12 protein-coding genes and 1 pseudogene are annotated in these 11,600 nt (G+C 33.8%); 8 read left to right on the top strand and 5 right to left on the bottom strand.

Translation table 11 applies throughout. The features are described from left to right. From ED2_RS15865 to ED2_RS13135, 6 genes and pseudogenes are all read left to right on the top strand, one after another. Window positions 1–250: pseudogene (locus ED2_RS15865) on the top strand (hypothetical protein); the annotation flags it as partial. After that, on the top strand, window positions 243–1,460 hold the full coding sequence (locus ED2_RS13155; RefSeq protein ID WP_002342442.1) for an efflux RND transporter periplasmic adaptor subunit: 1,218 nt from the start codon (window positions 243–245) through the stop codon (window positions 1,458–1,460). The pseudogene ED2_RS15865 and the gene ED2_RS13155, both read left to right, overlap by 8 nt. Continuing rightward, window positions 1,457–2,140, top strand: coding sequence for an ABC transporter ATP-binding protein (locus ED2_RS13150; RefSeq protein ID WP_002342443.1), 684 nt, complete (start codon window positions 1,457–1,459; stop codon window positions 2,138–2,140). Before ED2_RS13155 ends, ED2_RS13150 begins: the two co-directional genes overlap by 4 nt. Beyond that, a complete protein-coding gene (locus ED2_RS13145) occupies window positions 2,137–3,336 on the top strand; it encodes an ABC transporter permease (protein ID WP_002293193.1) in 1,200 nt (399 codons plus the stop codon). Before ED2_RS13150 ends, ED2_RS13145 begins: the two co-directional genes overlap by 4 nt. Before the next feature lie 400 nt (window positions 3,337–3,736). Continuing rightward, window positions 3,737–4,342 carry a protein adenylyltransferase Fic gene (fic, locus tag ED2_RS13140; protein WP_016176895.1) on the top strand — a complete coding sequence of 202 codons (606 nt, stop codon included), beginning with the start codon at window positions 3,737–3,739 and terminating at the stop codon, window positions 4,340–4,342. A 15-nt stretch (window positions 4,343–4,357) separates the two neighbouring features. Further along, entirely contained in the window at window positions 4,358–4,930 is a 573-nt protein-coding gene (locus tag ED2_RS13135; protein WP_000170424.1) for a recombinase family protein, read from the top strand. Between the two features lie 497 nt (window positions 4,931–5,427). Here the strand turns inward: ED2_RS13135 and ED2_RS13130 are convergent, their stop codons facing one another. The 5 genes from ED2_RS13130 to ED2_RS13115 all read right to left on the bottom strand — a co-directional run bounded on the left by ED2_RS13130 (window position 5,428) and on the right by ED2_RS13115 (window position 9,650). Beyond that, window positions 5,428–6,108 (bottom strand): IS6-like element IS1216 family transposase, encoded by a 681-nt coding sequence (locus tag ED2_RS13130; protein WP_016252685.1) that lies wholly within the window; start codon window positions 6,106–6,108, stop codon window positions 5,428–5,430. A 480-nt stretch (window positions 6,109–6,588) separates the two neighbouring features. After that, a complete protein-coding gene (locus ED2_RS15860; protein WP_255209481.1) occupies window positions 6,589–6,717 on the bottom strand; it encodes a hypothetical protein in 129 nt (42 codons plus the stop codon). 56 nt (window positions 6,718–6,773) lie between these two features. Beyond that, window positions 6,774–7,625, bottom strand: a complete 852-nt coding sequence (locus ED2_RS13125) for a hypothetical protein (RefSeq protein WP_002287227.1) — start codon at window positions 7,623–7,625, stop codon at window positions 6,774–6,776. A 100-nt stretch (window positions 7,626–7,725) separates the two neighbouring features. Further along, window positions 7,726–8,022: a replication control protein PrgN gene (locus tag ED2_RS13120; protein WP_000053907.1), complete on the bottom strand. Its 297-nt coding sequence runs from the start codon at window positions 8,020–8,022 to the stop codon at window positions 7,726–7,728. 134 nt (window positions 8,023–8,156) lie between these two features. Next, window positions 8,157–9,650, bottom strand: a complete 1,494-nt coding sequence (locus ED2_RS13115) for a primase C-terminal domain-containing protein (RefSeq protein WP_000947691.1) — start codon at window positions 9,648–9,650, stop codon at window positions 8,157–8,159. A 611-nt stretch (window positions 9,651–10,261) separates the two neighbouring features. On the opposite strand from ED2_RS13115, the gene ED2_RS13110 reads away from it, so the two are divergent. Beyond that, complete coding sequence (locus tag ED2_RS13110) at window positions 10,262–11,215, top strand: ParA family protein (RefSeq protein ID WP_000429439.1); 954 nt, start codon at window positions 10,262–10,264, stop codon at window positions 11,213–11,215. After that, entirely contained in the window at window positions 11,187–11,462 is a 276-nt protein-coding gene (gene prgO, locus ED2_RS13105; protein ID WP_001196543.1) for a DNA segregation protein PrgO, read from the top strand. The genes ED2_RS13110 and prgO overlap by 29 nt, the downstream gene beginning before the upstream one ends. The last annotated feature ends 138 nt before the right edge of the window (window positions 11,463–11,600 follow it).

Genomic DNA, 11,600 nt, shown 5'->3' with positions numbered 1-11,600 from the left:
CGCGAATAAAAATTTAAAGAATAAAAAGATTATAAAAAAATATCCTTACTTTTTAAATCTAGTATGGACCGTTATTGTCGTTTTATTTACTGTATTAACCACTAACAACCTAGATAGTAATACAGGCGTTTCTTCGTTTAACCTAGGTATGCTATTATTTACGATATTTTTTATATTTTTGTTAAAGATACCGGTCGTAATGGTCTTAATTGGTATTTTTAAACTAGATGTAGGAGAAGAGAATGACTAAAAAAATGACTAAACGACAACAAATTTATTTGAGTATTATGGGTGGAGTAATCAGCTTTTTATTAATTGGGGGTGCTGTTATTTACAAATTGAGTAACCCTATTGTGGAAGAAGATTCTTATAAACTAGTTAAAGTAAAAAAGAGTGAACCCTTAGTTTTAAAAGGGATTGTTCAACCCAAAAATACTAGTTACTTAAATTTAGATCAGACGCTCGGCAAAATCAGTGCTATTTCCGTTAAAAATGGTCAAGAGATCAATGAAAATGACGTAATTGCTACTTATCAAAATACAACTATTGAGGATCAAGCGGAAGAACAAACGCAATCGCTAGAAAAGTTGAATTTGGCTGTTACAAATGCTCAAATAAATCTTGAAAATGCAACACAAAAACAACAAGAATTAGAAACTCGCTTAACTGCTGCTAAAAATGAACATGCTGCAATTACAAATAAAAAAATAGATGAAGAAATGAAAAAAGCGGAGAAAGCTGAAGCTGAGAATAAAATAGAAGCTGCACAACAAGCCTTAGATGCACAAAAAGATGCAGTCTCACAAGCAAAACAGGTACTAGATGAAGCGAATGTTGATCTATCAAGTGTAAATAATACTATTGAACAAACAAAAAAGAAAATTACAAATACGGTAACCGCACCAATTAAAGGAATTGTCTATATTAACGATAAAGGCAAGACAGACGCAACAGTACCGTATGCAACTATTGTTAGTCCAGATAAAGTTATAAAAGGAACCGTTACGGAATATGACTATAATAAAGTAAAAGTAGGGCAAGTAGTAAATATTAATCTGCTCAATGAAGAAAAATCAATAGAAGGAACAATCACTGATGTTAATGCATTACCTGAAGATATGGAAGTAAGTACACAAACTAATATATCCTCAGATAAAAATAATACAGTTTCCACCTTCACGTTCATGGTCAGCCCTAAAGAACCTATTCATTATGGTTATAACGTCCAAATAAATGTGCCAACGAATCATTTAGAATTAGCTAAAAAGAATACGATTAAAGAAAACAATGAAGTATTTGTTTTTATTTATAGAGATAGAAAAGCTATTAAACAAAAAGTAGAAGTAAAGGAAGAAAATGGAAAATACTTAGTAAAGACAGGGCTTAAAGAGAATGATTCAATCATCGAAACTCCTGGTGTACGCTTGAAAGATGGACAAGAAGTGACGGTGAAACAATGATTGAGCTTAATAACGTAAATAAATATTATACCAACGAAGAGGAATCTCTTCATGTATTAAAAGATATTCATTTATCCGTCAAAAAGGGGGAAATGATTGCTATTATGGGTCCTTCAGGATCTGGAAAGTCAACATTAATTAATCTTTTAGGCTTTATTGATCGTAAATTTGAAGGTGAATACTTGTTTGAAGGTAAATCTCTGTTTAATACAACAGATGATATTCTATCTAGAATAAGAAATCAGACAGTAGGCTTTATTTTCCAAAATTTTAGTTTAATTGAGAGTAATACAGTCTATGAAAATGTAGAATTACCGCTTCTTTATAATGGAATCTCTCCCTTTCAAACCAAAGAAAAAGTATTTTCAGTATTGGAAAGAGTTGGCTTAAGAGGAAAAGAATATAAATATCCAAAGCAGTTATCAGGAGGTCAACAGCAGCGAGTTGCTATCGCTAGAGCACTTATTAACAAACCAAAATTTATTATAGCAGATGAGCCTACAGGAGCTTTAGATACGAATACATCAGAGGCAATTATGCAGCTGTTTGCTACTTTAAATAAAGAAGATGACGTGACTCTTATTATGGTTACGCACAACCCTGAAGTCGTTCCTTATTGTCACCGACTAATTAAGATTAGAGATGGTGCCATTATTGAAGATAAGGAGTTGGTACAATGAACGTCTATGTAAATTTTCGTTCAGCTTGGCAAGCGATTAAAAATAATCGTAAGCGTAGTATATTAACTATGATAGGGATCATAATAGGAATCTCTTCTGTTATAACAATTTTAGCTATTGGAAGGGGTTTTGAGAAGGATACTATAAAAAATCTTACTAAGAGCGATTCTAAAAACGTAGAAATTCAACTAAATTTTACACCTAATGATACTTCTTTGTATGATACAAATACAGATTTTTTTCAAGACGCAGATTTATCTATAATAGGAAATGTAGAAGGGGTTAAAAAAGTTGACTATTCTAAAATAGACGAAGAGCAAATCTACAAAGATTTGATAATTAAGGGAAAAAAAACAAACAAACAAATCAAACTTATAGGTTCTGAAGGTGAAAAAGTTTCTATAGGACGAAATTTAACAAGTCAAGATAGTGAATTGTCAAATAAAGTCGCAGCGATTGATTCAGTTACTGCCAAAGAGCTATTTGATACATCTGAGCAAGCATTAGGTAAAGGAATTGAAATCGAGCAAGAATTATTTAGGATTGTGGGCGTTTTTCCAGGAGAAGAACAAGATAATTTGTTTTCCTTATCAAATATAAACATTGAAATTCCAAAAGCTACGTACCACTATTATTTTAAGTCTGAAAAGGATACATCGTCTCTAACGTTAACTTTAGAGGAAGGAGTTGAACCTGACAAGGTGACCTCTAAAGTGATAAACCAATTGAAAGAAAAAGGTAGTTTGAAACATTTGGGGGAATATGAAGTGTTAGATACGGCTATGTTAACGAAAGGAATTGGTCAAATCCTCAGTACGATCACTTATTTTATAACAGCTGTAGCAGGTATATCTTTATTTATCGCAGGGGTAGGTGTAATGAACATGATGTATATATCTGTATCTGAACGAACAAAAGAGATCGGTATAAGAAGAGCCCTAGGAGCTACTCGAAAATCGATTATGCTGCAGTTCCTTTTAGAAGGTTTGATTTTAACTCTTTCAGGAGGGTTAATTGGCTATTTATTAGGAATGGCTCTTGCTTATAGTGTTGGTTCTTTGATAAAGGTAAACGTGTCACTTGATCTATTTACTATTTTACTAGCGGTTGGGGTATCTTCGGTTATTGGACTGGTCTTTTCTGTAATGCCCGCTTCAGAGGCTGCAAAAAAAGATTTAATTGATATTCTTAGATAAAATCAGAATGACAAGAATATTTACGTTCTAGATTCTAAAATAAAACACAAAGAGACCAACCAGGCACCCTATTGTTTCTTTGTAGTATAGAGATATTCTTTGGCTTGTAAGAGATCAATAGAGTTAGGTGACCGGAGTTCGAAATAAAGGAAATTTTTGATTGTATAGGAGAATTCTTTATCCCTAATATTTAGAATTTTGAGTATGCCATGTTGATGTTTTAGATTCTCTATAAATATAGAGGTGTATCAAAGGTCAACTAGACTGTGCAAAATAGAGACACTTGAAAAATCTATCGGGGGTCAGAAACTTAATAGTTTTTGACACATAAACAAAATCGCGATATAATGGGGTTGAGAGTGTTTCATAAACTTATGTCATAAAGTTAAGGAGATTTCGCATGATTTTAGAGAATAAATTGGGATTAACCAATCAATTTGAGTTGGCTAAGGTTGAAGAAAAACTCAGTAAACAAAAAGCGAAAGAATTGTACGATTGTGGAAAAATAAATGAAATCGAAGTTGGTACATTTAAAGGTTTATCTGAAATTCATGAATTTCTATTTTCGGATATTTACGATTTTGCCGGAAAAATCCGATCGGTCAATATTGCAAAAGGAAATTTTCGATTTGCACCAGTTATGTATTTAGAACATTCGTTACAGCATATTGATCAGATGCCACAAACTTCTTTTGAAGAGATTATCAAGAAATATGTGGAGATGAATATCGCTCACCCATTTCGAGAAGGAAATGGCCGAAGTACTAGAATTTGGCTGGATCTCATTTTAAAGGAAGAATTGCAAAAAGTTGTAGATTGGAACTTAATCGATAAAGCAGACTATCTTTCTGCAATGGAGCGAAGTCCCATAAACGATTTGGAAATACGCTATCTAATTTCCAATGCTCTGACTGATAAAATTGACGATCGCGAGTTATATATGAAAGGAATCGATGTCAGCTATTTCTATGAAGGGTATTCTGAGTATACGATAGATGATTTGTAAAAGTAGGTGGACCAAATGACGAAATATGGATATGCACGTGTCTCAACCGCTTCTCAAAGTACAAAAGAACAAATTCAACAGTTGCTTGAGAACGGCGTAGAGAAGAAGAATATTTTTTCAGAAAAATTTACGGGTACAAAACGGGATCGGCCAAAATTCAATCAGCTGTTGGCTGGTCTGAAGCCTGGAGATGAAATAGTTGTTACGAAGCTTGATCGATTTGCTCGTAACACGAGAGAAGCATTAGAGATCATTGAACCTTTACTCGATGATAACGTAACGATCAAGGTTTTGAATCTAGGAACGATTGAAAATACGTCCATGGGGCGAATGGTGACACGGACGTTGTTGAGTGTAGCAGAAATGGAACGTGATATGATTGTGGAACGTACCCAAGAAGGAAAAATGTTTGCAAGAAAGAATAATCCTAATTTCAGAGAAGGACGTCCGAAAGCAACAATCACACCGAAGAAGAGGCACGCATATGAACTGCTTACTTCAGGTAAATCGTATAAGGAAGTTGAAGCTATAACCGGTTTCAGTCGCAGTACGCTTTTTAGAATAAAGAAGAAAATTGAAGAAAGTTAAAAAAGAAGTCTCAGCGAACCAGACAGGTAAATACTTAATGCGTTCTAGATATGAGTCTATTAGCATGTTGTGAAATATAATATTTTTTTATTTACTTGATTTCTGCTCAAAAAATGTGTATGGTAACTGTAAAAGGTAAAGTAATTAAAGGTATGCTAGCCACGCTTACTATATTAGGATACCATCATATATTTATAATGAACGATTTGTTCGTCTACCAAACAACACATATCGTTCAGCGTAAGTCACGTTTAGGAACGTGGCTTTTTTAGTGTTATTATCGATAAATAATCTATTGACTCTATTGATTTTATCTCCATATCCCTACGGTGTTGATTGTCTTTAGATATTTCATTTAAGAACCAAATAACTATCATAAAAATCAGCACTGCTGCTAATATAATAAACAGCATTCCTATTGTGATATTACCTATTGATTTTACGGTTCTGTTGCAAAGTTTTAAATAAAGAATAAAATCCCTTACGGTATCTATGATTTAAGCTGGGATTCCCAATAATACCTTGATTTCAGTACAGACCGAAAACCCGAAGAGAGTGCCTTCTTTTCGGGTTTTCTTATATAATCCTCGAATGGCTTCCATGCCTTTAATCGTGGTAGAGGCAGTGCGTAAACTTCGATAGAATTTATTGCGTCTCTTTACTGGACGATGGTCTTGTTCAATCAAATTATTCAGGTATTTAATGGTACGATGTTCTGTCCCTTGATAAAAGCCGTATTCTTTTAGTTTCTTAAAGGCACTTGTAATAGAGGGGGCTTTATCTGTGACTACAACCTTCGGTTCATCAAACTGCTTCACTAACCGCTTAAGAAAAGCATAGGCTGCTTGTGTGTCCCGTTTTTTACGTAACCAAATATCCAAGGTTAAACCATCTGCATCGATGGCTCGATACAAATAATGCCATTTTCCTTTAATTTTGATGTACGTTTCATCCATTTTCCATGAATAAAAGGATTTTTTATTTTTCTTTTTCCAAATTTGATAGAGTAGTTTGCCATATTCTTGCACCCAACGATAAATCGTCGTATGAGAAACGTTAATGCTACGATCATATAAGATTTCTTGAACTTCACGATAGCTAAGGTTATAACGAAGATAGTAGCCCACGGCTACAATAATCACATCCTGCTGAAATTGCTTTCCTTTAAAATGATTCATCGTCATTCCTCCTGCTATCTTTTTCTATTATTCTACCTTATTTGATAGTAGATTTAAAACTTTGCAATAGAACCGTTCGTCACATCTTCGATCAATTTCTCTTACGATTTTCTCATCCACATTTCTTATTCTTACTTCCATATTAATTCCTCCAATTTAAAAAGGATAGCGAAAAGGAGCCTATCCTTTTTGCTATCCTACTACCCTCCTTTTACTATCCTTCACTATCCTTTCACTATCCTATTTTTAAATATTTTGTTCCCACATTTATTTTTGAGAAACGTAATAGGCACAGCCTATTGGAACACTTTTTTTAAAAAGTGTTCCCACGTTTCCTTATGCTCTTTACAAATAAAGGCTTTTAGAGACGTTCTGGAATTTTAGATTCCTTGAATTGTTCCCATTCATCAATCAATTGGCTATAAGTAGCCATTAATTTTTTTCTTGCTCTTGTTGCTTTCGAATCAACAAAAAATCAGTTTAATTCGTTAATTCTAAATATTCTGTTCGGTATTCAATGTTCATCGTACCCGTTTTACTACATAGTAACTGATTATGACGTTCTTTCACTTTGAATAACTGCTCCTTCTTTAAGGTTTTTAACTCCATGCCAACTATAAGCACAATCCTGTATAGAGGAATCATTTTCAAACGATTCTCCATAATTATTTATCTTTCATTGGAAGTTCTAAATCACTACTGTTCCAAAAAATGTATGGTTTGTTTTGACGAATATTACTTCCATCTAACCACAATTTTCCGATGCCATATCGTAGGCTTGCTTCGACTTCATAAAAATTGTAGATCTCTTTTCTTCGATCTATTGCTTTCATTTCCTGGCCATTTTTTAAAATAGATCTGATGCCCTTAACAGTAGATTCATGGATACTCGTGTGAACGATATCCGTATTGATCAATTCGTCATATCTTCCAAAATCAACATTGTACTCATAACCAAGAAGTGTCGGAATCAGGTCAATTTCAATTTCTTTTTCAATTGAACGTTTAATAAGTTTCGTGGATACATACCCGACAAAAAAGAGAATAATACCCACTTCAAACAAATACATGTGTCCATTTACAAAGTGAATAAACGTCAATAAAAAATCCTTCACTCCTTTTGTTGTTCTTCCAGATTGTTCAATTTGTTTTATTAAAGTCGCTAGAATTGCATTTACAACAATTAAATCGAATAGGCTTTTGAAAAGTTTTCCTGCTGTTAATTTTTGCCTGGTAAATTGCATGACTAATTGAGTAAAAATAGACAATAGCATGACAAAAATCAACGTCATTAGCACTGTAAAAATGTCTGATGCTGCAATCCTATTGGGATCATTTATCAAGTAATAAGCCGTTCCAAATACTCCAATCGAGTAAACGGTTAAATCAAGAATAAGTCGTGCCCCGTAACTACAAAGTTTTCCTAATGGCCATAATTGCAATACCCAAAATTTCTTTCGTTTGCTATTTCTTTTCAGAGGAAGCCAGGTGTGTTCAATCCAGTCGTCCGATTTCATTTCGATTTCTTCCCTAAATTCTTTCCTTTAACGTTTTCCTTTGCTACTTTAGCAGCGATAGGTTGCTCAATGAACCAATTTTTTAAGTAAATAAAAACTACTACTGGATATACTTCTTCCTTTTTCTTAACTCGTTAGCTATTTTATACTCAATATACTCCTGCTCTAACACACACAAACAATCATATACCTGATCCATAGTCTCCCCAGAAGCTAAGGACAACCCATGAAGAAACTCAATCGGCAAAGAAGCAACTGTTTTTTCCCTGGTAACCCAAGAAGACAAAGTCCCCTGCTTAAAACCATAAAGCTCACAGAACACTTCCACAGATAATCCCAAACGACCAATGATAAACACATTAACAGGATGTGAATAGACATAATTTTTTAACGACATACAACTTCCTCCATGATACATAAGACTGCATACGCAGTTATAAGTATACCACCTACACGTAGCTAGGCAAAGGGAGCAACACCTACAGAAGTATCATAGATATATTGTATAAGGCAATTTGCACCTTTTATTTTTCAACCTGTATCTACTTCAAAAAGATTCACTTCTTTAAGAGGGTTCAAGGGGGTTGATAATTGTCTAAATGTCTCTTCTACTAAGCTCTCGTTGAGTCCAAATACCTCTGTGATCCTTGTTGAATAATCTAGTCTCTTTTCTTTACTTAGTTGAATAACCCTCGCGAACAACGTTTTGACTGAAGCAATGATCATTCCGCCATTTCTTCCTCGTGTTACCTTGTAGAAGACTTTATTCTCCTCTCGTAACTCATTTAAGATCTTATCAAGTGTTCGCTTGGGCATCGTTAGTTGTGAAGCCAATTCTTTTTTTGACAGGTTCAAATAAGGCTCACTAGCAAGACTTTTTTCGCTTAGATAAGCCAATAGATCTTCTTTCCATTCATTTTTATGACTATATTTTCTTTGATCTCGTGGCTTTTTAAATTTCCACCAGCCACGTCGTTGAATGAACAGATCATTATTTTTTAAGGTTGGTGAAACCCATTGCTGGCACAATTCAATAATGAATTCTCTGCTTGCTGCTTGATAATTACCAGAATAAGCACTACGTACAATCTTTACTAATTCTGCTTCAGATAGCGGTTCCTGTAACCGTTCGTTGAATGTGAACATATTGTATTCGCAAGTATCCAATGCATAACCTGAAGAGTAATAAGCTAAAGAAAGCGTGAAAATCACATTATTTCGACCAAGACGTCCTTCTCCGCCGACGATGTTTGCTTTATGAAGTAACATATCGAACCACGGTTCATCTACTTGACGAATTTCTTTTTTCTCAGGAAAGACAATTAGTTTTCGTTCTCGATCTTCTTTTGTTTTTTGATCTGATTCAAGCTTCATCGACCATTGAATCCAGTCAGCAAAAGAATACTGATAGTTCATTTCTTTAAAAACAATATTATTTTCTTGTGGGAATCGAGCAATTCCGAAGTGGTTACATCCTAGATCCACTCCGGACAATTTTTCAGCCAACTGTAGACGAATTGTTTTTGAAATTTTTTTTGCTACATCGATCACCTTGAAATTGCTTTTCTTTGTGACATAGCCTGGTGTCTTTAGTACAAAATAAACTTGATAACCATGATCTGATTCTAAAATTAGCGTTGGCATGTAGCCCACTTGATCTAAACAGGCTAAAATAATTTCGCCTTGATGGTTCTCTTTTGAATCGATATCAACTACAAATGTGTTGATTTGACTTAAGTTTTTCTCAGAATGACCTTTAACCACTGTTCGATAATCATCCGCATAAGTACCAAAGCGATAGGTATTAGGTGTCCAATGCGTTAGTTTCTTTTCGTTCTCTAAAATAGCTTCTTCCGAAGTAATGACCATACCACGCCCAACATTCATTAATTGCTTGCTACGGTACGCAAAGATAGCACCACTCCTACTGGAATCAATATGACCTGCAGGTTTCATGGTGCTGTTTCGATATTTGTATGTACGTAAGCCGTTTTTAAGAATAGCTGAATAAATTTCGCTCAACATCGATTGTAACGTCCTTTCTCAAACAAAAAGAGAACACAGTTTAGCTTTAATCTCAGCCATAGTATGTGTTCTCTCTTCAGTGTTTAAGAATATTTAATTTAAGTACACTAAATAAACGTTCTTCTGTTGAGTTGCTCGCCTTTTTTTGGTAGAATAAAGGCAATCGGAAAAGGTATCCGATCAACTTTTAATATAAGTAGTTGGTAGCTACTTACATATTCTTGAGACGAGCGTGAACACATGTCCTAACCATGTGATTCAGAAATAATTGATTCTGCTAAAATCAATTATTTCCGTCTCTTTTTTTTATGTAATTTTTCTGTTTAAAGAGTACCACTGCTTTTGCTACTTTGTAAATAGTGAATTATCTGTGGTTTCTATAGAATTAAGTTTACCTCTTTTCACTCTAAATTGTCAACGCAAAACGCACAAATATATTTTGACATTTTGAATATATCTGATATACTGAATATAGCAAATATATTTAGTATATCCACTATATTCCTTATAAAGTCTGAATTCTTATCAATTTGGAGTATATTAGATATATCGAATATATTAAGTATATGAAGTATACTAAATATATTTAGTATAGGAAATTGGAGGGAACTATGGAAAACTTACGGACTGCATTTAAAACATCAGATAAACTAGGAAAAGTTGTAATGCTTACAGGTAGAAAAGGCGGCATTGGTAAGACTACAGACAATGATTTATTAGCGATTGTTTCTAGTCAACTTTTTGAAAAAGACGTGTTGCTAATTGATTATGACCAACAAAGAAATACTACTTCCAACATTGGATCAACGTATCAAATTACTAGCTTTGATCGATCCATGTCTGCAGCAATCAAAAAAGGGGACTGGGTTTCAGGTATTACTCAAGTAAGTCCACATTTATATATTATGGCTGGCTCTCCTGGATCTGAAGAACTTAATGAATACTTGTCCGAAAAATATCCTGATCGTCGTAAGAGATCATTGGCCTTCATTAAACCTTTAGAAGAATTGAGAAAAAATTTCGATTATATCTTTATCGACTGCCCACCATCAACAGATAATGTGGTTCGTGCATTCTTAACTGCTGCAGATTATATTATTGCAATGCAAGAATTAAAACGGTACGCAATGGAAGGAACAGAAGATTTTATTAATAAAGTTTTAGTTCCGATTGTCACGAATTTTGAAGAGTCTCATCTTCAAATCATTGGAATTTTGCCTGTTCTTTTCTCAGTGCGACGTTCCTCTCAACACGCAAACTATCAAAAAACAATTGATAAGTATGGTGAATCAAACATTTTTAAAAGCATTGTTAAAGGCTCGGATCGGTTAGAAATGTATGGTGAGAATGGTATCCAATTAAATGATTATGTAGATCGAAGATGGTGGGCTATTTTTGCAGACATCTTTACAGAATTAGAAGAAAGAATTGAATACTATGAACAACATGGTGATATTGAAGGATTTGATTATACACCTAAATATGCTGACTCAATGGCCAATCATATCCTACCTCTTGGAAAGGAGATTAAACTAAATGGCATTATTACCAACGAACAAAGATAAGAAGAAAATTGGTGCTGAAGATATTTCAATTAAAGATGATATTAATGTCGAGTTAGGGGAACGAAAGTACACTGCGAAAGAAAGAAAACCAGTTCAAGTAGATCCTCCCGTACTAAAAACCATTCGGGATCTTAGTTATGCAAAAGATATTCCTATGTATGAAATAGTCAAACTTGCAATGGACGCCTATGTTGATACTTTAAACGACGAGGAACGGATTATATATAATAGACGATCAAAAGATTAAAATATAGTAAGTATACTAGATATAGTAAATATATTTAGTATACTTACTATATTTTTAGCTTTATTAATCCTAATCCTTCAAAATATGTGTATTGTTTGGGGGTATACAACATTCACAAATTTTATTGTTTCTAGTTTT

It is taken from the genome of Enterococcus durans NBRC 100479 = LMG 10746, assembly GCF_001544215.1.
Classification (GTDB): domain Bacteria; phylum Bacillota; class Bacilli; order Lactobacillales; family Enterococcaceae; genus Enterococcus_B; species Enterococcus_B durans.
The sequence above is the reverse complement of the archived record's forward strand: the minus strand, read 5'-3'. Positions and strand labels throughout refer to the sequence as shown.

Excerpts from the sequence above, each read along its gene's own strand:
- ED2_RS13130 (WP_016252685.1), bottom strand. The coding sequence starts at position 6,108 with ATGAATCATTTTAAAGGAAAGCAATTTCAGCAGGATGTGATTATTGTA.
- ED2_RS13125 (WP_002287227.1), bottom strand. The coding sequence starts at position 7,625 with ATGAAATCGGACGACTGGATTGAACACACCTGGCTTCCTCTGAAAAGA.
- ED2_RS13145 (WP_002293193.1), top strand. The coding sequence starts at position 2,137 with ATGAACGTCTATGTAAATTTTCGTTCAGCTTGGCAAGCGATTAAAAAT.
- ED2_RS13120 (WP_000053907.1), bottom strand. The coding sequence starts at position 8,022 with ATGTCGTTAAAAAATTATGTCTATTCACATCCTGTTAATGTGTTTATC.
- ED2_RS15860 (WP_255209481.1), bottom strand. The coding sequence starts at position 6,717 with ATGGAGTTAAAAACCTTAAAGAAGGAGCAGTTATTCAAAGTGAAAGAA.
- ED2_RS13135 (WP_000170424.1), top strand. The coding sequence starts at position 4,358 with ATGACGAAATATGGATATGCACGTGTCTCAACCGCTTCTCAAAGTACA.
- ED2_RS13155 (WP_002342442.1), top strand. The coding sequence starts at position 243 with ATGACTAAAAAAATGACTAAACGACAACAAATTTATTTGAGTATTATG.
- prgO (WP_001196543.1), top strand. The coding sequence starts at position 11,187 with ATGGCATTATTACCAACGAACAAAGATAAGAAGAAAATTGGTGCTGAA.
- ED2_RS13115 (WP_000947691.1), bottom strand. The coding sequence starts at position 9,650 with ATGTTGAGCGAAATTTATTCAGCTATTCTTAAAAACGGCTTACGTACA.
- ED2_RS13150 (WP_002342443.1), top strand. The coding sequence starts at position 1,457 with ATGATTGAGCTTAATAACGTAAATAAATATTATACCAACGAAGAGGAA.
- fic (WP_016176895.1), top strand. The coding sequence starts at position 3,737 with ATGATTTTAGAGAATAAATTGGGATTAACCAATCAATTTGAGTTGGCT.
- ED2_RS13110 (WP_000429439.1), top strand. The coding sequence starts at position 10,262 with ATGGAAAACTTACGGACTGCATTTAAAACATCAGATAAACTAGGAAAA.